18 protein-coding genes and 2 pseudogenes are annotated in these 21,415 nt (G+C 44.0%); 5 read left to right on the forward strand and 15 right to left on the reverse strand.

Annotated elements, in window-relative coordinates; genetic code table 11:
* A partial coding sequence (locus tag AMS66_RS31865; RefSeq protein ID WP_144424546.1) for a S8 family serine peptidase occupies positions 1 to 1,371 on the reverse strand: 1,371 nt, incomplete at its 3' end.
* 683 nt (positions 1,372 to 2,054) lie between these two features.
* The gene (locus tag AMS66_RS19520) at positions 2,055 to 2,708 is read right to left on the reverse strand and encodes a DUF1232 domain-containing protein (protein ID WP_053782371.1); all 654 of its coding nucleotides are present in this window, start codon (positions 2,706 to 2,708) and stop codon (positions 2,055 to 2,057) included.
* Positions 2,709 to 2,878: 170 nt separating this feature from the next.
* On the opposite strand from AMS66_RS19520, the gene ytaF reads away from it, so the two are divergent.
* Positions 2,879 to 3,502, forward strand: coding sequence for a sporulation membrane protein YtaF (gene ytaF, locus AMS66_RS19525; protein ID WP_053782372.1), 624 nt, complete (start codon positions 2,879 to 2,881; stop codon positions 3,500 to 3,502).
* Between the two features lie 114 nt (positions 3,503 to 3,616).
* Here ytaF and AMS66_RS19530 read toward each other — a convergent pair.
* Both AMS66_RS19530 and AMS66_RS19535 read right to left on the reverse strand, forming a co-directional pair.
* Positions 3,617 to 3,883: pseudogene (locus tag AMS66_RS19530) on the reverse strand (isochorismatase family protein); the annotation flags it as partial.
* A 139-nt stretch (positions 3,884 to 4,022) separates the two neighbouring features.
* Complete coding sequence (locus tag AMS66_RS19535; protein ID WP_053782420.1) at positions 4,023 to 5,234, reverse strand: RICIN domain-containing protein; 1,212 nt, start codon at positions 5,232 to 5,234, stop codon at positions 4,023 to 4,025.
* Between the two features lie 346 nt (positions 5,235 to 5,580).
* Here AMS66_RS19535 and AMS66_RS19540 point away from each other — a divergent pair, with 346 nt between their 5' ends.
* Entirely contained in the window at positions 5,581 to 6,522 is a 942-nt protein-coding gene (locus tag AMS66_RS19540; protein ID WP_053782373.1) for a carbohydrate deacetylase, read from the forward strand.
* A gap of 27 nt (positions 6,523 to 6,549) precedes the next feature.
* On the opposite strand, the gene AMS66_RS19545 is transcribed toward AMS66_RS19540, so the two are convergent.
* The gene (locus AMS66_RS19545) at positions 6,550 to 8,007 is read right to left on the reverse strand and encodes an alpha-L-fucosidase (protein ID WP_053782374.1); all 1,458 of its coding nucleotides are present in this window, start codon (positions 8,005 to 8,007) and stop codon (positions 6,550 to 6,552) included.
* A 124-nt stretch (positions 8,008 to 8,131) separates the two neighbouring features.
* Here AMS66_RS19545 and AMS66_RS19550 point away from each other — a divergent pair, with 124 nt between their 5' ends.
* Positions 8,132 to 8,968 (forward strand): AraC family transcriptional regulator, encoded by an 837-nt coding sequence (locus tag AMS66_RS19550; protein WP_053782375.1) that lies wholly within the window; start codon positions 8,132 to 8,134, stop codon positions 8,966 to 8,968.
* 293 nt (positions 8,969 to 9,261) lie between these two features.
* On the opposite strand, the gene AMS66_RS19555 is transcribed toward AMS66_RS19550, so the two are convergent.
* The 6 genes from AMS66_RS19555 to AMS66_RS19580 all read right to left on the reverse strand — a co-directional run bounded on the left by AMS66_RS19555 (position 9,262) and on the right by AMS66_RS19580 (position 15,790).
* On the reverse strand, positions 9,262 to 10,611 hold the full coding sequence (locus tag AMS66_RS19555; protein WP_053782376.1) for a glycoside hydrolase family 30 protein: 1,350 nt from the start codon (positions 10,609 to 10,611) through the stop codon (positions 9,262 to 9,264).
* Between the two features lie 22 nt (positions 10,612 to 10,633).
* Positions 10,634 to 12,277, reverse strand: a complete 1,644-nt coding sequence (locus AMS66_RS19560) for a type 2 periplasmic-binding domain-containing protein (RefSeq protein ID WP_053782377.1) — start codon at positions 12,275 to 12,277, stop codon at positions 10,634 to 10,636.
* A gap of 70 nt (positions 12,278 to 12,347) precedes the next feature.
* Positions 12,348 to 13,235 carry a carbohydrate ABC transporter permease gene (locus AMS66_RS19565; protein WP_053782378.1) on the reverse strand — a complete coding sequence of 296 codons (888 nt, stop codon included), beginning with the start codon at positions 13,233 to 13,235 and terminating at the stop codon, positions 12,348 to 12,350.
* Positions 13,236 to 13,250: 15 nt separating this feature from the next.
* A complete protein-coding gene (locus AMS66_RS19570; RefSeq protein WP_181014140.1) occupies positions 13,251 to 14,240 on the reverse strand; it encodes an ABC transporter permease in 990 nt (329 codons plus the stop codon).
* A 118-nt stretch (positions 14,241 to 14,358) separates the two neighbouring features.
* Positions 14,359 to 15,381 (reverse strand): LacI family DNA-binding transcriptional regulator, encoded by a 1,023-nt coding sequence (locus tag AMS66_RS19575; protein WP_053782380.1) that lies wholly within the window; start codon positions 15,379 to 15,381, stop codon positions 14,359 to 14,361.
* A 76-nt stretch (positions 15,382 to 15,457) separates the two neighbouring features.
* Entirely contained in the window at positions 15,458 to 15,790 is a 333-nt protein-coding gene (locus AMS66_RS19580) for a thioredoxin family protein (RefSeq protein ID WP_053782381.1), read from the reverse strand.
* A gap of 170 nt (positions 15,791 to 15,960) precedes the next feature.
* Here AMS66_RS19580 and AMS66_RS32805 point away from each other — a divergent pair, with 170 nt between their 5' ends.
* Positions 15,961 to 16,098 carry a hypothetical protein gene (locus AMS66_RS32805; RefSeq protein ID WP_160319715.1) on the forward strand — a complete coding sequence of 46 codons (138 nt, stop codon included), beginning with the start codon at positions 15,961 to 15,963 and terminating at the stop codon, positions 16,096 to 16,098.
* Between the two features lie 108 nt (positions 16,099 to 16,206).
* Here the strand turns inward: AMS66_RS32805 and AMS66_RS19585 are convergent, their stop codons facing one another.
* From AMS66_RS19585 to AMS66_RS19595, 3 genes and pseudogenes are all read right to left on the reverse strand, one after another.
* Positions 16,207 to 16,500 (reverse strand): DUF3817 domain-containing protein, encoded by a 294-nt coding sequence (locus AMS66_RS19585; RefSeq protein ID WP_053782382.1) that lies wholly within the window; start codon positions 16,498 to 16,500, stop codon positions 16,207 to 16,209.
* 219 nt (positions 16,501 to 16,719) lie between these two features.
* Positions 16,720 to 17,921: pseudogene (locus AMS66_RS19590) on the reverse strand (macrolide family glycosyltransferase).
* 79 nt (positions 17,922 to 18,000) lie between these two features.
* Entirely contained in the window at positions 18,001 to 18,969 is a 969-nt protein-coding gene (locus tag AMS66_RS19595) for a LacI family DNA-binding transcriptional regulator (protein WP_053782383.1), read from the reverse strand.
* A 165-nt stretch (positions 18,970 to 19,134) separates the two neighbouring features.
* Between AMS66_RS19595 and AMS66_RS19600 the strand changes: the two genes are divergently transcribed.
* Positions 19,135 to 20,568: a glycoside hydrolase family 1 protein gene (locus AMS66_RS19600; RefSeq protein ID WP_053782384.1), complete on the forward strand. Its 1,434-nt coding sequence runs from the start codon at positions 19,135 to 19,137 to the stop codon at positions 20,566 to 20,568.
* A 114-nt stretch (positions 20,569 to 20,682) separates the two neighbouring features.
* Here AMS66_RS19600 and AMS66_RS19605 read toward each other — a convergent pair.
* Positions 20,683 to 21,415 (reverse strand): ROK family protein (locus AMS66_RS19605; RefSeq protein ID WP_236703527.1); only part of this gene is annotated, 733 nt, incomplete at its 5' end.

Consider the following 21,415-nt stretch of genomic DNA (forward strand, 5'->3'; position numbering starts at 1 on the left):
AACAGAGGAACGGATGTTAACACCCGGAGCCGAAACTTCCGGTTTAATCTCCTCATAAGGGGAAGGACCGAGAAGAGAAAAAGAAGCCAGATTCCCGTTGATATCCGTTGCTCCGGTCGCGAAGCTCTCTGGATAATTCGCAGGATTTGCAACCGAACCTGGACCACCCGGATTCGTCAATGTCACATTCCCGGCTGAAAATTCCGGAAAGATCTGTGCATCACGCCAGGCCTGAACCATTGGACGGAACCACTCATCCAATCCTGCACCACCACCCCAGGAATTGTTAACCACATCTGGGGCAAGCTCAGGGTGCAAGTTTCCTTCGGCGTCCACTGGAGCAATCAGCCATTGCCCGCCATCCAGTATAATGGCATCGGTGGTACTCGGATTGAAAATCCGGACAGCAATCCATTTTGCTCCGGGAGCAACCCCGATCTTGTTGGTGCCATTTGCTTCGGACCCTACCATGGTACCCATCGTATGTGTACCATGACCGTCTCCATCCGCAGGAAGGGAGGCATTGCTATGGGGATCATACCAGCTTAGCTCGGGATCGACGATATTTCCCGAAGCATCGAGTCCTCTCCATTTGCTGCGGAGCGCAGGATGGGTGTAATCGACCCCGCTGTCCAGGTTGGCAACAACGATTCCTGTACCGTCGATTCCTCTATCCCAGACTGCTGGCGCGTTGATAGAATCGATATTCCATTCAACGTTCTCTGTCTGCAGGCTCTTATCATTAGTCGCTGCACTTTCCTTCGTATCTGCCTCTTTGGCTGGTGTCTTGGCAGACTCCGTTGCGGGGGCTGCTGTTGCATTTTCGCTACTAATCTCGGTTTTTTGCATATAACGCTGCTCGTTAGGCAGTAATTTATCCACCTCGGGCAGAAGTGCAATTTGTTCCATGACTTCTTTCGTACTTGTTACTGCGAGTGCGTTAACGATGAAATAACTTTTATATTCTTTGACCTTGCCAAGGTCAAGTTCCTTTTCAAGAAAACTTTCCAGGGTGTATTGGGATCGCGAGGCCGTTTCCCGCAGAGAGCTGACAACGGTACTTCGTACCGACAATTTCGTTGCCGAGGCCGTTTGCTTTTCGATTGTTGCCTTTTGCATGGCTTGTTTGGAGACAGCGGCTGTATCTACCTGTTCTTTCATTTTCACCAGATAGGTTACATAATCATTACTCTCAAATTCCTTGCTCAGCTTGGCGTTAACTTTGGAGGTAGTGATCTTGTCCGAACTGGATTTCATGTCGATCTTCTGCGATGCTGCGTTATCAGCTGAAACCGGATGAATGATAGATAATGCAAGGAGAAGCGACAGGCCCATGGAAAGCGGCTTGCGTAAACGATTCATCTTTATCAAACTTTTCCACTCCTTTTACCCGGTTTTTGTAATACAGTGATTTACTGTATCCATTTCTAAAATGAAAACGATGAAACGGCCTCAATATGAGCCAGACGTGTTGCGTTCATTTACATCAAGCCTCACCTCCTTTACAGGACAGATTATTAAATTACATCGCGTGTGAAAGATTATAGATAGCCAAATTCAGCGTATATGGAAGAGGTGGATTTCAGATCAATTCATCTTGTGAGCGGAAGTTTATTCGCATTCATTAAGGAGGGTAATCACCGGCGTTAGCAAGAACGCTTACTTTACATGGGAGTATTATGGGTTTGGGTAGATCAGGAGTTTTCTTGATGTATGTACAAACACTCTTAAAATTACATATAATATAAAATTTAGAATCTAATTGTATATTTATGGTATATTATAGAGTCACAAAAAGAGATATACAAGCACTTTTATTGAAAAATATAGAAAATAATCCTTTTTAATACTTTCTTAAGTCTAATGTCTCTCTATTATTCAATATTTTTACGCAAATGCGAACAACCCGGCTTCTTAGTTGATTTAAACGGTCCTTTTTAACTATGTCCGATTTATTCTGACACCATAAAGAACGACGCGAGAAGCTTCACGCCGTTCTTTTTAGGTTCTGATATTTCGGTTAAGCGTTGCATCGCTCTCCCAAACAAATCGTTTTATGCGCGCTGCTTCAGACGTTCCAACACCAGATACACAACGATGGCATCATCCAGATAACCAATCGGAAAGAGATAGTCGGGAATCAGATCGGCAGATGAAATAAAGTATAACAATGCACTACCGATCAGAGAACGATCATTCTCAGGTGTAATCTCATCACAGTATCGAATATGCATTTCCTTCAAATGTTCAATGAAAGGTCCTGCACCGTTAATCTGATTGATTTTCACCTCAAACTCTTTACAGATTATTCGATGCCCTTCATCCGTACGTGCATATTGTTCGTACTTGACCATTTCCTGTTCAATTCGCTCTGTTGTCACTTCGGGGTCAAATAATTTCGTATGTTGCAGGACTGTCTTGATCGATTCAAGCGAATCCAGAATACCCTGCTCGGCCCCTCTTTTTGCGTGATTGATTTTGTAGCCTGCAGCTTCAATGAGATGATCCAGGGAAACGTCCAACTGTTCGGAAAAGATCTGCAAATGCGTAAGCTTCGGTTTCTGCTTCCCGTTCAGGATCCGAGAAATGGTGGCCGTGTCCATTCCGCACAGCGTACTGAATTTGCGCATCGAGAGAGAGCGTCTGGCAAGCAGAGGCTTGATCAAACCTCCGATATGGCACTCCTTTGTTTGATCATTTGCTCTCATCAGCATCCCTCCAGAGATATATCGATAGTCTAGTATATGGGACAATGTGGTGAAAGTTTACCTTATTCTTTCTTCATCAGCAGCGTTTTGTTGCATTTTTCTCAAGGACGGGCACACGAATCTCAACACGACATACATTAAGAGCAGAATACAGATCATGAGGTGATTTTATGGCGTGGATGCTTATTCTTACTTTGGCCGTCTCTTCGAGTCTTGACAATCTGGGTGTCGGACTATCGTACGGGATCAGAAAAATCAGAATCAGCCTATTTTCGAATTTTTTGATTGCCGTAGTTTGTTTACTGTTCAGTTATTCAGGCATTTTGTTCGGCAAATGGATTTCCATCGTGCTTCCTGGCATTTTCCCTTTACTACTGGGGACATTTATCTTGCTCGTCATCGGTTTTCGTATCATCTTGTTATCGGTTCCCCGCAAGAAGCAGGATCACGAAGAGACCGATTCCCAAACCCTCGGGATCGGATCTATTTTGCAAAATCCTGAACGGGTTGATCTGGACAAATCGAACCATATTGGAGTTCTGGAAGCATTGATTCTGGGCGTTGCCCTTTCGACAAATGCACTGACGAATGGCCTAAGCGCCGGACTGATGGGCTTATCCCCCTTGTACATTTCCCTGACAGCAGCTATCGGCAGTTTTGTTACCGTATGGTTTGGCGTGTGGGCGGGGTCCAAAGCGGCAAACGTTCGTATTGGTTCGTTCACATTGGGACAGTTCGGAACACTTGTCAGCGGGGTTCTCTTACTGTTGATTGCAGCCAATAATTTATTCTGATCAATTATGGAAAATTCCAAAAAGGAGACATCTGATCAGATGTCTCCTTTTTGAGCATTTTATTACTTGTTAATAGATCCCTGTCAAACTTCCGGGTTATACACCCCGCTTATCTTATTTCAATGCCGTAACCACTTCTTCACTGGACCGAATCCGGCCCAATCTGGGGAAAATCGTTTTACAAACGTAGTCATGCTCTTCCTTGGTAGCAGCTGTCATTGCATCTTCTGCAAAAATCTGATAATAACCATGCTGATAAGCTTCTCTGGCTGTAGTATCCACACCGATCGACGTGGAAACGCCACATAATACAATCGTATCTATTCCCCGACGCCGCAACTGGAGGTCAAGATCAGTACCGAAGAAAGCACCCCAGTTTCTTGTACTTCATCTTCCATAATCTCCTCCTGGGAGCCTTGTTAACGTCCGCAGGTCTGGAGAACATCACTTGCTTGATGTCAACAATATATTACTAACATCTAATTTTGTGATGAACCCACCTAAAACCATTGCAATTTCATTAATTTAATTTGTTAAACGACCACCTTTGTGCATCTGTACCGTTATCATTCCATTGCTGAATTGCAGCCCCATCTGCTGTTGAAGAGCTCGAAACATCTACTGCCAATCCATTCACCTTGGAAATGATTTTATAGTAACCGTTACCCGCATCCTGAATGCTCCACCTTTGAGCATTAGAGCCGTTATCATCCCATTGCTGGAGCTGCACGCCGGGTGATGCGGTTGAATTAGGCACATCCAGAACTTTTCCGCTGTGAACAGCCGTGAGTTTATAGAAACCATCCCCTGTGCTGTCGACCCTGAACGTTTGGTTGCTTGCACTGTAGTTAGTCCATTGTTGTACTTTGGCTCCGCTTGCCGTAGATACATCCACAATATCCAACACTTTGCCACTTGCTTTGGAACCGATTGTGTAGAGACCCCCGCTGACAATGTTCGGTGTACTCGCTGCTTGATATACCCGCACATAATCAACCAACATTTGGGAAGGGAAAGGTGTCGCATTATTAGGACTGCCAGGCCAGTTCCCACCTACAGCCATATTCAACAGGAGGAAAAACGGACGCTGGAACTCTTCAGTGTTCCCTGTTCCATTTTCGATGTAAAACTCATTGAATTGTTTGCCGTCCACAAACCATCTAATATATTTAGAGTCCCATTCGATGCTGTATACATGAAATTGGGAAAAATCTAGATTTTCCGATATCTTTCCATAATCGGCATGCCCGTTGGCATCCCAGTGCACGGTACCGTTTACATAAGCATTGTTGTTGACCCGCTCCATAATGTCGATCTCTCCGCTCTTGGGCCAACCGACGGAATTAATGTTGCTTCCCAGCATCCAAAAAGCAGGCCAAAGCCCCTGACCGGATGGCAGCTTAATACGTGCTTCAACTTTCCCATAAGTAAAATCTTTCAAGCCTTGGGTTTTGATTCGCGCCGAGGTATAATTGCTGCCATTGTAATTTTCTTTGCGTGCAGTGATGACCAGATTTCCACCCGTAACTTGCAGGTTCTCGGTGCGATTCGTATAATACTGCAATTCATTATTTCCCCATCCGCTGCTGCCGGTACCAATCTCTGCAGACCAATTCGACGTATTCAGAGAACTTCCATTGAATTCATCACTCCACACCAGATTCCAATTGATCGCAGCGTTTGTCGTCGTGCCCGGCAGTAAAGCGATTAGGAAACTGAACAGCACCAGCATACTTACGATTTTTCTTTTCTTTAACAATCTTTTCCCTCCCCATATTAACGGACTGATCTGAACGGAGATACCCCGTTTTTTCTCAATCCGTAACAACGTTTACATTAAATGTATTCTGTCTGCGAGTCGATTATTTCTAACAATGGAATGGACGTCCCTAAGAATTAACGGCTTCTTTGCATATGCTTTGGTAATAAAACCGCTTCGGGGATATCGTCATTATGAAAAAATAGCGGAATTAATTTTACAATACCTGTGCGAATGAACGGTCCATCCATTTTGGCCTTTAATATATTGGGGACATCACAATCAATTCGTTTGCAACCTGAGGAGGGAGGAACAAGCCATGAGTAGGCAAGTTATTATTAATGCGGACGACTTCGGACTGTCACCTGCCATTAACGAAGGGATCATAAGAGCCTATCACGTAGGGGGGATTACGAGCACTTCAATGATGGTCAATATGCCGGGATTTGATCATGCCGTGCGCTCTGCCCGGTCATTACCCGAATTCGGAATTGGTTTGCATTTCAATCTCACATACGGGCGACCTGTCTCCGATCCGGCCAGTGTACCCTCTCTGGTTAGACCTGATGGTACCTTTCATAACGGAATGAGTGTCTTTGTGCGAGATAGCATTGATATTGCCAGAGAACTTGATGCGCAATGGGATCGTTTTGTAGGAACCTCCCTATATCCTGCACATTTGGATTCCCATCATTTATTGCACCAGAACGACCCCATGATATATAAGATTATGGCGGAGAAGGCAATTCGGGAAAATATCCCCCTCCGAAGATCACAAATTGTTCATTCCATTCCCGATGTACCTAACCCCCGAATGAGCGACACGATTCTGTTGGACACTTATGGAGATAATGATGGATTGCAGCGACTGCTTCATCATTTGTTATCGCTCCCTGAAGGTATTACCGAGATTGTATGTCACCCTGGTTATGTCGACGACGTTCTGCGTGGAATATCAGAATGGACAGATATACGAGAGCACGAACTTTCCGTGTTCGTCAGTGGGGAAATTACCAGAACGATGCAGGTGTTGGGCATCGTTCCGATAAGCTACAAAGCGATGAAGGTTATTCCGAATGAACCATGTGAACTGCCAAGTCTCCCTACACTAACTCAATCTATAGAAAAGGAAAAGAAAATCCTCCTTGCTAGCCCGCGTCCACATCGCGAATCTAAGCGGAAGCGTAAGACACATCGATTGCTCAAAAAACGAGGTACCAGGCTTCGCCCATCAGCAGCGCGAACTCGGAAACGAGTGTGATTCATTGCAGGACTTTCAATCCGTCTCCTAATCCAGCTCAATTTTAAATACAACTGGTGACGCGCTCTGTACATTTACAGTTGTGATCGTCAGAGCATCTTCAGTTCTGTTCCATTCCGGTTTGTCATCAAAACCCAAAACCTGAACGTCCTTGATCAAGCCGTGGAAATGATGAGATTTGTCCTTCAGCGATGTAATATGAACGACCCCATTTTCCGGATAGACCAGAACTGTCGCATAGAGGAAGCTCTCTTTTATGGTAAAACGGATATCCTCACTAGTAAATATCTTGGTATCTCCATCTGTAAATTGACCTTCTTTCACTTGGGTAGGCCCTTCACCAAATATACGCCAGAACGACGTATCGTAGATGGCTTCCCCGTTCACATCCAGCCATTTGCCAATGGCTAGCAAAATGTTCTTGTCTTCATTCGGTATGCTGCCATCTGCTCTCGGTCCAACGTTCAGCAGGAGGCTCCCATTTTTGCTTACAATATCGATCAGATCCCTGATGATTTCATCCGCTGATTTATAGTCATTGTTTTCTGTGTAACACCATGAATTTTTGGCTACAGCAGTATCGGTTTGCCAGAAATACGGCTTGAGATCGGCGAATTGACCACGTTCAACATCCGGAACGGCACAGCCGATCATGAAGGCATCATGTTTATAGTTAATGGCAACAGGCATGCCCCATTCTTCCCCTTTGTTATAATAATAAGCGCTGAATTTTTTCAGGTACGGTTTGAATGCAGCGGTTTGAATCCACCAATCAAAATAAAACACTCTTGGCTGATATTGATCCACCAGTTCACAGCAACGTATCAGCCAGTCTTCCAGGAATTCATCCGTTGGATGAGAACCATACAAGTCGTGATGATCCGGTTCTGGCATAGCTGGCCAGTAGAAATCACCAGGTGCAAGAGGCTCCTTAATATCCGAGTCGAACTTCTTGCCATGTGACATGAAAAACCAATGCTCCGCTCGATGCGAGGATACGCACAGGTTCAGATCCTGCTTCTCATAAGCGACCTTCATCTCACCCAAAAGATCCCGTTTTGGGCCCATTTCATATGTGTTATAGTGAGAAATGGAGCTTTTGTACATTTGAAAACCATCGTGATGCTCAGCTACGGGCATCACATATCGGGCTCCTGCCTTTTTAAAAAGCTCAGCCCACTCGTCCGCATCAAACTTCTCCGCAAGGAACATGGGAATGAAGTCTTTGTATCCAAAATCCTTCGGGTGACCATAAATGCTAAGGTGATGTTCATAGGCTTTAGAGCCTTCAATATACATATTTCGTGAATACCATTCACTATCATAAGCAGGGATAGAATAAAGACCCCAATGAATGAAAATACCGAACTTGGCGTTCTGGTACCACTTTGGAACCTCGAATGCACTAAGTGAGTTCCAATTGTCCTTAAATGTGCCTTCGGAGATCGTCGCTTCGATCTTTTGCAAATATTCGTTTTTGTCCATGATTTCATTCTCATTCCTTCCGTTATCGTATGCACTTGTATTGTAGTGGTTTAATAGACGGATAGACATGTAGAACATTAACTTTTAGATGGACAATAATAACCTTTGTTGGGAGATGAGGATTATGAATCATAAGACATTGCTTACGAACCATTTATCCAACCTGCAGGTTGATTTATTCATGGTTAACTATAATCGGTGTGGAACCGACTGGCGAGATCTGGATTACACACCCGATTACAGCAAGTTTTACTTCATATGCGAAGGCGAAGGCTGGCTCAAGATTGGCAATCAGGAATATTACCCTACACCTGGGCAGCTTTTTTTAATGCCAGAAAGAACAACGCAGTCCTATTCTGCTATTAATGACCGCCCTTTTCTCAAATACTGGTGCCATTTCAGCGCGAAAGTTGGGGGCATCAACCTTTTTCAGATTCTGAAGTTCCCACACTTCTGTGAGGTAGATGATCCGAAGCTAGTTCAAGAAACCTTCAATAGCATCCTTACCTATGCCAAATCAGGCGAAGTCTATGCCCATATGATGGCCAAAAGCAAATTGTTGGAGTTATTGTCACACTACATAATGAACCTTGATCTGAGTCAGATCTCTTATGTGAACGTACCTGCTAAGGACAAAATGTCTGAAATATTGACCTATATTGATTCCAACATTGAAGAGAATATTTCAGTCCATGATCTGGCTCAGATCGTCTATATGCATCCGAATTATTTCATTCGTTTCTTCAAACAGCAGATCGGAGTTCCCCCCATCCACTATATAACTGGCAAAAAAATTGATAAAGCCAAGGAGCTTCTCACCTGTTCTCCAAGCACAGTTACTGCAATTGCCGAGCACCTCGGGTTTAGTGACTTATATTACTTCTCAAGGCAGTTCAAAAAGCATACAGGGATGAATCCCACAGAGTATCGTAAACAAACGACAGTGCTTACATCACCGTGAAGAATTATGTGATATTCACACGCAAAAGTATGTGGAGTCCCGCAAGGGAACCTCATTCCCATAACTTACAAAGGTCCCCCTCCCCTTGCTCAACCGTACTTTTGACTGCTCTCAAATAGGCGTACCCCTATTCGTCATCCGGTTCTCAGGATTTGCAGGTGGACGGTAATGAAACAATATAAAAAGGCGGTATACAAGAGATCTCTCTCTGTATACCGCCTTTTCTTTCATTAGAATCCATTACCTAAGCAGTATGTTAGGACTACTTCACCCTAGAATGGGAGAAAACTGCCTTATTCCTGGTTGATCAAAATGGACAAAGCACTCTTGGATTCCAGTTGGAAACTTAACAGTTCCTCTTCTTTTAGCTGAACCTGCACATTTCCTGTCTTTTCCCCGTCATTGAAAAGCACGACGGCAATCGAACCATCCGTATTTTTGAAGGCTACGGAACGAATGGATGCCTCATTGGAGGAAGAGTCAATGCGTACCGCTTTGGGACGAATCAATGCACTGAAATGAGCCAGAGCATAATAGTCCAGTGTATAAGTAAGCTCTTTCGTTTGCTGGTTGACCTTCACAATGCCGCGACACGTACTTTTCCCAAAGCCAGGAACAGTAGGGCCGTTGTTCTCATCAAGCGCCATATTCCAGAGCACAAAAGATTTGCTGTAATTGCGAAGAATCTCAATCCCTGTTCTGATCACATTGGAGAAGGCCTGTTCGAATGGAGGAATCCATTCCCCTCCTGATCCTTCGGTGAAGTGTACTTCTTTACCGGCAAAGGCTTCATACACCTTTGTTTGAGCCGAGGCTTCGCCCCCATACCAGTGCCAAGCCACTCCATCTACTTCTTCTCCCGCCTCTTCAAGCACGGTCAACGGATAATCCGGACGATCCCAGTTATGATCATAACAGAGCACTTTGGACTGAATATCATTTCTGACAAAAGCAGGTTTGAGATGATTTTTGATAAAGTCTGCTTGTGCTTCGGCTGGCATCAACATGCCGGGATAATGACCTGGTTCATAAAGTGCCTCATTCTGTGGTGTTACTGCATGGATAGGCAATCCATGGGAGGCGTAGGCTTGGATATATTTCACAAAATACTCCGCATATGCCGGATACCACTCATTTTTCAACTGACCTGTAATCATAGAGCCGCTTGTTTTCATCCAGCCCGGGGCGCTCCATGGTGAAGCGAACAGCTTCAGATCAGAATTCAGTTCCAAAGCTTTTTGAGTCAAAGGAATAACATCCGCTTCATCGTGTGCAATGCTGAACCCGGAACATTCCGGGTCCGTTTGATTTTCAGGCAGATCATTATAGCTGTATACCGTTCTGGCATAGTCTGAAGCACCCATCGGATTACGGATGACCGACAATCCGATGCCTTCCTCGGGATGGAACAACCGGGTCATGACTTCAGTTCTCTGCTCTTCGCTTAAGATCTGGTTGATCAGATAGGCAGATGAATCGGTAAAAGAAGCCCCAAAACCGTCCATCTCCTGATACGTTTGCTGATCATCCAGAAGGATTGTCGTTGTCTCCGTACCGGAGTCTTGCGGTTTTAATTGATCCTGGGATACGGATACAAACAATGCATCCTCTCCCGTAGATTTGTACATTTTGAATTTCGTCATATGATTTCCCTCCAGAGTCCTCTTATTGGATACCCAATTTCTCTTTATTCAGTTTCATTTTCTCACTACGTACCTTCAAGATGTCATCCCAACGGTTATCACCCAAGAATGACTTGTAAGCGGCAAGTGCATTGTCAAAAGAGGCATCATCTTTGGCACGTACCATGCTTACCAGTGTTGAATTCCACTTGGCGTTGATCGCGGACAACGCACGGGCTTCAGGTGTTCCTTGATTCGGACTAATATTCTCCAGAATGAAGTGTGGTTTCAGTTTACCTTTGCCCCACTCTTGCATCTGTTTAATGGCTTCCGGGAAGGCATCTGCACTCAGTGCTTTATGACGGTCGTGTCCAAAGAACATAAATTCACCCAACCGGTACTCTTTTTTAAATTTATCCGCATTGTGCAGTTGCAGGTCTTTCACAGCTGGCAGCAGCTCAACCGTACCATCTGCATTCTTTTTATATGTTTCGCCTTCAATACCATAGTTCATCAGAAGCTGACCTTCTTCACTCAGCAGGTACGTAAAGATTTGAATGGCTTTGGCCGGATCTTTGGCATCCTTGGAGATGAAGTTGATCATCCAGCCTGTAATACCGGATTGATTGAGTGTCGGTGCATTCCCCTTGGTGCTCTGCGGTCCATCAATGGCAACATACTCTTTGCCTTCATTGGCACTCAGATAAATTTGCAGATTTCCACCCTGTTGAGGTGTACCATCCAGCAGCATCGTTGCATACTTTCCGGATTTCACTTTTTCCTCAAAAGCCGTACCATCATCAGCAAAGCTGTCATCACTGATATTTCCGTCTCTGTATACCTTATTTAACGTCTTCACCCATGTAAGATAATCTTCATCCTGATTGCGATCGTAGAATTCTCCATTTTCCGTTTCGAGAGGCACGCCAATAAAGTCTTGCAGCGTATCTCCGAGTGATCCTGTTCCTTCACCAATAGAGTTAAAACCAAATGGAATCAACGTCGGGAACTTTTCCTTGATTTGTTTCATTACACTTTCGAATTCCTCTGGTGTTCCCATAACAGGACTTCCCAAAGCTTCGTACACATCCTTACGGATGATAAATGCCGTTTTGGCCGGGATGTTACCGCTATCATAATCGGCTTGCGTATTGGAGTAGTTTGGATAGCCATACGTCTTGCCATCAGCCAGCTGGAACCAGTTCAGGGTGTCAGCAGCTGCGACTTTGTTAAAGTATGGATCATATTTCTCAGCAAGATCGTTCAGCGGCATAGCCCAGGTTGCAGCTTTTTGCACCACAGGAGAGTTAGAGTCGAACACGGTCAGCAGGTCAGGCATGTCTCCGCCGGCAAAGAATGTATTTAATTTCGTATCATCACCTGTAATGAATTTGATATTGATGTTCAAGTCTTCTTTGATCTTCTTGGTCACAATGTCTTTCCCGAAATCCGTGTTCCACCAGTCCGCATTAACGTACCAGGTAAGGTCTGTAACTTCTTCCTTTTTGTCGAGCTGCCAGGCTGGTTTTTCCGCATCAACGGTATAGCGATCTTCAATGGAAACCCAGTTCCCTTCACTTGAACCTCCTGAACCACTACTGCAGCCTGTAATCATGATCACTGCTGTCAGCAATGCCGCGCAAAGTTTAACTCCTTTTTTGCCTGCTGCCTTATTCATCTTGAACATATTGTTTCCTCCTTAAAGTTAGGTGAGAAATATTGAATAGAGCGTACTTTCGCACAAGCTTGAATTTCCCTTACTCCTTGACCGCACCCAGCATCATACCCGAGATAAAGTATCTTTGAAGTACGGGATAGATCAGTATGATCGGAAGTGTGGTAATAACAATCGTGGCCAGTTGCACCCCTTTGGTCGTTGTTTCAATGACTGCCGAGCCTCCGATATTTTGCATCGATTGCGTCTGGGACTGAACAATAATTTCGTACAGCATCATTTGCAGCGGATACAGCGACTGATCCGTAATGTACAACTTGGTTGTCATAAAGTCATTCCACTGCCCCACCCCATTGAACAGCGCGATGGTCGCCATGGCTGGCATGGACAGCGGGATGAAGATTTTCAGGAAGATATGCCAATCCCCTGCACCGTCGATTTTGGCTGACTCCTCCAGGGAATCCGGGACATTCCGGAAGAAATTCATCAGAATAACGACATCATAAAAGCTGAACAATGCAGGAATAATGTACACCCAGAAGCTGTTGAGCAGGCCGAGTGATTTAATCAATAAGTACGTTGGGATCATTCCACCAGAGAAGAACATCGTGATAACACCCATGGCAACGTACAGTTTGCGGCCACGTATGTACTTTTTGCTCAGACCGTAACCGACCATAGCACAGAAGAACACGTGTGTAACGACGCCGATGGTTGTTTTGGAAACCGAGATGAAGAACGCTTGCCAGATGTTCGAATCGTTGAACACAGCTCTGTAATTCTCCAGCGAGAACTCCGGTGACCAGAAGATGAACCCGCCTTCCGCCAAAGCTTTGCCTGAGCTAAAAGAAGAGATGATGACATTCCAGAGCGGGACTATAATAACAACAGTACAAATAATGAGCAAAATAATATTTAAGGTATCAAAGATCCGACTATCAAGATCTTCTTTAGCCGCCTTTCCATTCACACAGGATGCCTCCTTCTACAGCACAGATTGATTATCGTTTAATTTGCTTGTAATTTTGTTCGCGGTGACCAGCAGAATAACGGACACGATCGAGACGCCCAGACCAACCGCGGTAGCATACGAAAAGTCACCCTGTGACATCCCCATACGATATACATACGAATTGATAACTTCGGCCTTGTCACGGTTCTGCGAGTTCATCAGAACCAGCGTCTGGTCCAGATTGGAACCGAGTAAACCGCTTACAGTAAGAATCAGGTTAAGGCTAATAATTGACTTCATGTTGGGCAACGTAATATTCCAGATTTGTCTGAGACGGCTTGCACCATCAATTTTGGCTGCCTCATAATACGTAGGATCAATCTTCGACATAATCGCCAAATACAGAATTGTTCCCCAGCCGGCCTCTTTCCAAATATCGGATAAGACTGCAATCCACCAATACTTCCCTGCATCCAGCAAAATGTTTTGCGGTTGCGAGATTACTCCCAAGCTGAGCAGCAGCTGATTAAACAATCCCGTTGTTGAGAACCAGGTGATTAACATACCGCCCAGTACGATCCATGACAAAAAGTGAGGCAGATATGAAATCGTTTGCACAAACTTTTTGAAGCGTCCGCTGTTTAATTCATAGATCATGATTGCCAGGATAATCGGAATGATGAACCCAATACCCAATTTCAAAAAGCTGATCCCCAGCGTATTCACTACCGCATCCCAAAAGTATTTGTCTGACATAATGATTCTGAAATTTTCCAAACCGACCCAAGGTGCGCTAGACAGCGTATCGATGACGGTGTAATTTTTGAAGGCAATCGTCAATCCATATATCGGAATGTAACAAAAAATAATCATAAAAATGATGCCGGGTATAATCATCGATTGAATTTCCCATTGTCTGCGGTAATCGATGACGAACTCTTTCATTCTTTGTCCGATTGGTTTCCTTCCTCCCGTCCTTACAGGCTTTTTACCGGTTGACGTCTCTACGGCTAATTTACTCACGCTCTTTTGCTCCCCTCCAACTTAAGCATTTCTTCATAAAAACGTTTTTATTTTTCGGCAAAAAAACCCCCTAATCTCAAATCTATCATTTAAAAAAGACCGGAAATGATTGAATCAGTTATGTTAAATAATCACTCCGGTCGATCTTCACATGACTTGAACCCCGTACAATAAGTTCACCCGCCAATTTCTGTGAAACCCCATGTTCCTTCTTCTTGATCATGCGAACCAGATGGTTGACCGCCAGGATACCCTGCCTTGCAATCTGGTTTCTTACGGTACTTAATGGTGGGGAAAAATATTGGGCAATATCAATATCATCGAAGCCTACTACACTTACATCTTGAGGAACTTCAAAGCCATGCGACTTCAACGCATGAATGCAGCCGATAGCACTCACATCATTTCCCGCTAGAAAAGCATCAGGTAGCTTGGCAGGATGCAGATGAAGAAAAGATTTCACAGCGCTGTAGGTGCCCTCTTCCTCAAAAAATCCCTGTATGATGTAATCTTCATCCAACGGAAGCTGGTACTCACGCAAAGCGTCCAGATAACCGTCTCTACGCTGATTACTATCAAACATGGTGTCCACGCCGGAAATGTAGGCAATTTTCTTGTGCCCCAGTCCAATTAAATCCTTGGTCGCTTCGTAACCCGCCACATAGGAGTCAAAAATGACGCTCCCCATCGTATCGCTCTGATAAACCCGATCCAAAAATACTGCCTTGATCTTGTCTTTCTCCATAGCGACAATATCCTGCTCATCAATCCGCAGCTCTTCGTAGATGATAACACCATCCACACGCCGTCCCAGAATATTACTCATAATAACCTGCTTATCCTTGGTCACAAATACATTCAGCCCGTAACCCAGACGATCGCATTCGCGAGACATGGATTCAACCAGCTTATAAAAATATGGACCTGACACACTTGTGGTGAAAAAGCCCAGCATTTTGGTTTGCCCGGATTTCAGCAGCTTACCGTTCAAGTTGGGAACGTAATTTAAACGCTCTGCCACCTTCAGGACATGTGATTTCGTCTCCGGATTTAAGACATCCACGCCGTTCAAGGCGTTGGAAACCGTAGAAATGGATACCCCGGCTTCCCTTGCAACATCTTTAATCGTAATCTTTCCCATAATTTTTTGTTCCTTTGCTATAAAAACGTTTTTATATATTTTAAATTAGCATAAAACCGTTTTCAATACAACACTTTTATGAATACATCCTATGAATCTGTTGTAACTGCTCTTCCAATCGATCGAAGTGAACAAAACGATCGGCTCGAATATATTCTCTTTGCTCTACAAACATGATCATTGTCGGTACTGTAAAAATTAAAAACCTTGATGCCACTTCTTCCACCTGGTTAGCGTCAACATGTCCCAGATATACCATGGGGTATGGTTCAAGCAACACCCTAATTTTAGGAAGTAGGGCGTGACATACACTGCACTCTGGCCGAGATACATACAAAAAAACCAATTCATGTTTTTGAATAAACTCTTCTACCATTTCTATGGACGTTAACTCATTATGTTTATTCATACAGGACCCCCTTCCGCCGTTAGCGGGCTTTAGCTGAAATACAGTTTATCATGGATGTTTATCCAGACAAAATGTGTACGTATCAAAATCTAAATATTTTCTTTTCAAATACAGCCTGCCTGGATTACAATAAAAATGGAAGATCACCCCAAATGAAAAGAGGTTATTCAATGAAAAAATCAGTTCTTTTTCTATTCACTGCCCTGGTTGTTGTGTTCTCCTTCTCAGCTTATGCACCCGTGTCTGACGCCTCTGGCGATATTGGGGTCAGCCTGCAATCGGATCGTCAGCAAGGCACGGTAAAATAAGCGACACACACTCTTTTTTTAAAAGATTTTGCACAGAAACCAGCAGGCGACCAGTTCGGATAACATCCGGAGTTGGTCGCCTGCTGTCATATTTCTTTTCAAAGATTCCTACTTCCAGTCTCTCTTGCGAAGATAGGATTCGAATACAAATGTTCCAAAAGGCAATAAGCCCGCTATCAATCCCATGAACCAGCGTGAAGCTTTCCATTTCTTCACAACTGCCAAATGCACAAGTGCAATTAGATATAGTGGAAAAAGAATGCCGTGAATCATGCCCATAATGGTTACTGGGGAAGACATATCGGCAAAATATTTTAGCGGCATGGCTATTAAAATCAACAGCAGCAATGATATCCCTTCCCATATGCCTGCAATTCTGAATCGACTTGTCACTGTCTTCATCTGTTCTATCTCACCTTTCCAGCGGTTAGTTTGTGAAATATGTAACTTGTTACAAGATGCTTCAACTTGAAGCTGCATCGTTTGTAATTATGCAGCTTCTTGAAACTTCTTGTTCAGTATACCGCATGGTTCCGGTTCAAAAATGCTTAAATTTTGAATAATTGATGACTGAACTTTCCGTGTTATTTGCTTGTTCTGCAAAAGTTCACTTCAAAGAACTTAGCAGAGATATTGATTTTTAAATTCGAAAATCGCATCAACAGCGCAATGATAACCGCCTGATTTTCGAAAAGACTCCCTAATAGTTGCAACAGCTGTTTTGAAAGAGGAGGCGCTTAACATTTGATCTACCGCTTCACGCAGCTGATTGGCAGTCAAGGTTTGCATTTGTAAGCTGATGCCGGCTCCCCTGCTGACAACCTGCTCAGCGATGATCGGCTGGTCCGCGCTTTGAGGTAGGATAATTAGGGGAACCCCGAAATATATACCTTCATTGGTACTGTTCATCCCGCCATGAGTGATAAATAATTTAGCGGACTGCAATACATCTATTTGTGGAACATAACGTTTAACGATGAAATTTTCAGGAATTGCTCCCAGATCAATAATTTGTATTCTATCCCCTACAGACATGACAATGGTATGATCAGTATTCCCCAATGCTTCAAGCAAAGCTTATAGAAATCAAGGGCTTGGTTAAAAATTGTGCCCAGTGAAATGTAAATAGGTCTTTTCCCTTTAATTTCCGTCAGGTCGAAGTCTACATGGGTTAGTCGTGAACAGATGGACGGCCCTACAAATTGATACGTGTGGTCGAATGCTTCTTCATAAGGCTGGAAATCCCTTGTTGTATATATGATTGTAAGCGGTGCAGGATTGCAAAACACTTCGTAGGGAGAAGGGATCTCCACCTCATATTTTCCCTGCAACATGAGCGTCAGGCTATGGAATTTATCATTTATGGGTTCAACAATTTCGGCTGGGACATTCAAAAAAAAGTGCTGCATCAAATCATCGAATGATTCTTTGCTCTGCGCAAAAGAAGTGCATGAATTAATTGCGGGAAGCTTCAAAATTTGCGCAAGCAAGTATCCGCAGCCAAACATCGAATCATGGATGATGTAATCAAAATGTTCACCCTTGATCTGTTCAAGGACGCTCGGAATGACGATATCTGCCGTAAGCAATAGACCGTTGACCCGTTCAAGCAAATAATCTCTGCCACCTGAGACAAAGGCTTTAATGAATTTTTGATCATCAAAGGTTCGGACTATAGCGCCTGTCTTCTCCATACGTTCACGATAAGCTTCTATAGTAAAGTACACAACCTCTTCGCCGCGTAAAACCAGCTCTTGAACTACCCCAATCGTTGGATTGACATGTCCCTCTGATCCACCATTAATGAATAATACCCGCGCCATTTCTACCACTCCTTAGTTATACAGCTGTTCTCTGAATTTTGTAAAAATTCGCAAACAATTACGTACTTTTCCCCAGCATTTAGGTAGTTGAACGCTCAATCAGTTGAAATTCCAGTTGCTGAGCCTGTAACTCCTGCTTACCAAGGACGGCCCATAATCGATGAAAAGCCTGCGTAGCCTGTTCTGCAATCGGATTATGTATGGTAGTGATTCCAAGAACACGGGACAGCTCAATGTCATCGAAACCAACAATGGCAAGTTGTTCGGGAACCCGTATATTCTGTTTGCGTGCCTCAGACCAAATTCCGATCGCTGCATAATCATTCGAACATAACACCGCTTGAGGGAGATCTGACCCACTCGCCATTCTTCGCATCGCTTCTTCTCCGTCAGAGGAACTGAATATTGAATATTGATAAGCTTCACGCAGTACAGGCAGACCGTTATCTACCATAAATGATTCATAGGCTTCGCGTCGGCTCTGGGTATTCAGACTTTCTGCTCTGCCAAAGGCATTCGCAATGCGTGTATATCCTTTGGACACCAGATGCTCAAGAGCCAGCCTGTAGCCTTGCGCCTGATCCATAGCTACGGACGGAATTTCGTCATTTCCCATCCGCTGCCAGGACACAATCGGACCATATTCACAATAGGCTTTTAGCTTGTCGGGATGATTGACACAGGTCATAATTACGAGTCCATCCACCCGTTTACTCCGCAAGTCCTCGAACGCCTGCAATTCGATTTCCTTATCTCCACGCGAAGTATAGATCAGGGTCTGAAATCCAAAATCCATCGCTGTATCAATGAACTGATTCATGAACGTAAGTATAATCTCATTGGTTGCGGATGTGACAATCCCAATTTGTTTGGTCTGTCCGGTGGATAATGATACGGCATTCCGGTTTGGAATGTAATTCAGCTGTTTCATGATGTCCGTTATTTTCTGCCGGGCCTCGTCACTCACATGTGGTGAATGATTAATCACTCTGGACACGGTGGCCTTTGAGTAGCCGGACTTCTTCATAATTTCATCGAACTTGGACACATCAAGTCTCCTTTCTTGCTGACTTTCTATGATGAATTACAGTTTGCATCAAAATAAATAAAAAGTAAAACTTGACGTGTAACCCGTTCCAACGTTTAAGCTTTTTTTATGCAGTGCTGCTGTATGTAACATCACAATGAATTCATAACGATAGGAGCGATATGCATGAGTCATTCTCAACGTCCATCATTCAATTTCCCCGAAAACTTCCTGTGGGGTGGCGCCATTGCCGCCAACCAGGCAGAAGGCGCATATAATCAAGGTGGCAAAGGTTTATCCACTCAGGATGTGGCTCCCAAAGGTATCATGGGTCCTATCACTGAAGAACCGACTGAAGACAACATGAAACTAATTGGTGTAGACCTGTATCACCGTTATAAAGAGGATGTGAAGCTGTTCGCCGAGATGGGATTCAAGGTATTCCGTACTTCCATCGCCTGGTCCCGTATCTTCCCTAAGGGCGATGAGCTGGAACCCAATGAAGAAGGTCTTCAATTCTATGATGATCTTTTTGACGAGTGTCTTAAATACGGAATCGAACCGCTGGTCACACTTTCTCACTATGAGACACCCCTGCATCTATCCAAGGAATATGATGGCTGGGTCAATCGGAAGATGATCGGTTTCTACGAGCGTTATGTGACTACCGTATTCAAACGTTATCAAAATAAAGTGAAATACTGGCTTACATTCAACGAAATCAATTCGATTCTTGAAGCACCATTCATGAGTGGTGGCATCTATACACTGAAAGAGAAGCTCAGCAAGCAGGATCTGTATCAGGCAATACACCATGAATTTGTAGCCAGCGCTTCTGCTGTGAAGCTCTGTCATGAGATCATTCCAAGTGCGCAGATTGGTTGTATGATGCTCAGTATGCCCACCTATCCGCTCACACCGAATCCCGATGACATGATTAAAGTGATGGAATTCGAACACAGCAATTATTTCTTCGGAGATGTGCATGTGAGAGGCCGCTATCCTGGATACATGAAACGTTACTTCCGGGAAAATGGAATCCAGATCCAGATGGAAAATGGCGACGAAGACATGCTGCTCCATACTGTCGACTTCATTTCTTTCAGCTATTACATGAGTATCTGCCAAACGGCTGATCCGGCTAAACAAGTTGCGGGTGAAGGTAATCTGCTTGGCGGTATACCTAACCCTTACTTGCCTGCAAGTGAATGGGGATGGCAGATCGATCCGCAAGGACTTCGCTATGTTCTAAACATGTTCTATGACCGTTATCAGAAACCACTGTTTATTGTGGAAAATGGTCTGGGAGCTGTGGACGAGCTTATTACCGGATCTGATGGTGAAAAGACAGTGGAAGATGACTATCGCATTCAGTATCTGAATGATCATCTTGTTCAAGTCGGGGAAGCCATTGAAGACGGCGTTGAAGTTATGGGTTATACATCCTGGGGATGTATTGATGTGGTCAGTGCTTCTTCTGCACAATTGAAAAAGCGCTATGGTTACATTTATGTTGATCGCCATGACGATGGTTCAGGAACACTTGAACGGTATCGCAAAAAATCGTTCCACTGGTACAAAGATATCATCAGCAGTAACGGTAAGAGCCTAAAACGTTAAAGAATTAATATCATTGCAAGCAGGCTCAATCCCTGCTATCCCCCAGTAGAACATACAAGCATTGGGTACACCATGTTCTGTATTGTTTTCTGCTGGGGGATTTTTATTATGAATTCAATTAAATTGGACCAGGGTCGGTTCCAACGCTTTCAACGTTAACCATCGCATTCCTGCTTCAAAATCTTTCTGGAAAGAATCGATCAGAATGATGTCAGGATAAGATGGCATAGACAGCTCAGCTTGATACATTTTCCATGCTTGAACAACCGCATCTTCCTCAACCATCTTCTGGTAAATCACAACTTTATCTGGTGCAAGAACTGCATTTACTGTTTGAATCATTTTGCATACCGTTTCAATAAAGGTTTCCTTTTCCAGTGAGTTATACCAATCAATTCCCATAGGGAGGTACTTGATCTCCCCGGCCATGCCAAGTTTTCCTTTGACCACTTTACCATCCAGATAGATGCCCATGCCTGGAGGGTATTTGGTTGGAAAATAGATTCCGATGACACAGTGATCTTCGTCTAACTCTTGTTTTGCGCAATATCCGCTGATCGCAGCATTCACATCATTTTCCACCATGACTGGTAATCCGAACTGAGCTTCAAGATCTTCAATCATGCGTATACCTTCTAGCTGCTGGTGACTGCTCACCGTAATTTCCCCATTCACGGTTTGCCCTGGAATACCGATACCGATCACTTTAATGGAAGCATGCTGAGCCAGCACGTTCTCAATGATTTCATAGAAATGTTTCTGATCGAAGATTGGCATCGTGTATTCTTCTCTGAACACTATGTCATCCTCTAGGTTAATGACAGTGGCGGTGATCAGATCCTGCCCC

This window comes from Paenibacillus xylanivorans, assembly GCF_001280595.1.
In the GTDB taxonomy this organism is placed as follows: Bacteria; Bacillota; Bacilli; order Paenibacillales; family Paenibacillaceae; genus Paenibacillus; species Paenibacillus xylanivorans.

Bases quoted from the DNA above. Each gene is read 5' to 3' on its own strand.
- AMS66_RS19575 (WP_053782380.1), bottom strand. From the start codon at position 15,381: ATGGGAAAGATTACGATTAAAGATGTTGCAAGGGAAGCCGGGGTATCC.
- AMS66_RS19560 (WP_053782377.1), bottom strand. From the start codon at position 12,277: ATGTTCAAGATGAATAAGGCAGCAGGCAAAAAAGGAGTTAAACTTTGC.
- AMS66_RS19580 (WP_053782381.1), bottom strand. From the start codon at position 15,790: ATGAATAAACATAATGAGTTAACGTCCATAGAAATGGTAGAAGAGTTT.
- AMS66_RS19545 (WP_053782374.1), bottom strand. From the start codon at position 8,007: ATGGACAAAAACGAATATTTGCAAAAGATCGAAGCGACGATCTCCGAA.
- AMS66_RS19550 (WP_053782375.1), top strand. From the start codon at position 8,132: ATGAATCATAAGACATTGCTTACGAACCATTTATCCAACCTGCAGGTT.
- AMS66_RS19520 (WP_053782371.1), bottom strand. From the start codon at position 2,708: ATGAGAGCAAATGATCAAACAAAGGAGTGCCATATCGGAGGTTTGATC.
- AMS66_RS19535 (WP_053782420.1), bottom strand. From the start codon at position 5,234: ATGCTGGTGCTGTTCAGTTTCCTAATCGCTTTACTGCCGGGCACGACG.
- ytaF (WP_053782372.1), top strand. From the start codon at position 2,879: ATGGCGTGGATGCTTATTCTTACTTTGGCCGTCTCTTCGAGTCTTGAC.
- AMS66_RS19600 (WP_053782384.1), top strand. From the start codon at position 19,135: ATGAGTCATTCTCAACGTCCATCATTCAATTTCCCCGAAAACTTCCTG.
- AMS66_RS19540 (WP_053782373.1), top strand. From the start codon at position 5,581: ATGAGTAGGCAAGTTATTATTAATGCGGACGACTTCGGACTGTCACCT.
- AMS66_RS32805 (WP_160319715.1), top strand. From the start codon at position 15,961: ATGAAAAAATCAGTTCTTTTTCTATTCACTGCCCTGGTTGTTGTGTTC.
- AMS66_RS19555 (WP_053782376.1), bottom strand. From the start codon at position 10,611: ATGACGAAATTCAAAATGTACAAATCTACGGGAGAGGATGCATTGTTT.
- AMS66_RS19585 (WP_053782382.1), bottom strand. From the start codon at position 16,500: ATGAAGACAGTGACAAGTCGATTCAGAATTGCAGGCATATGGGAAGGG.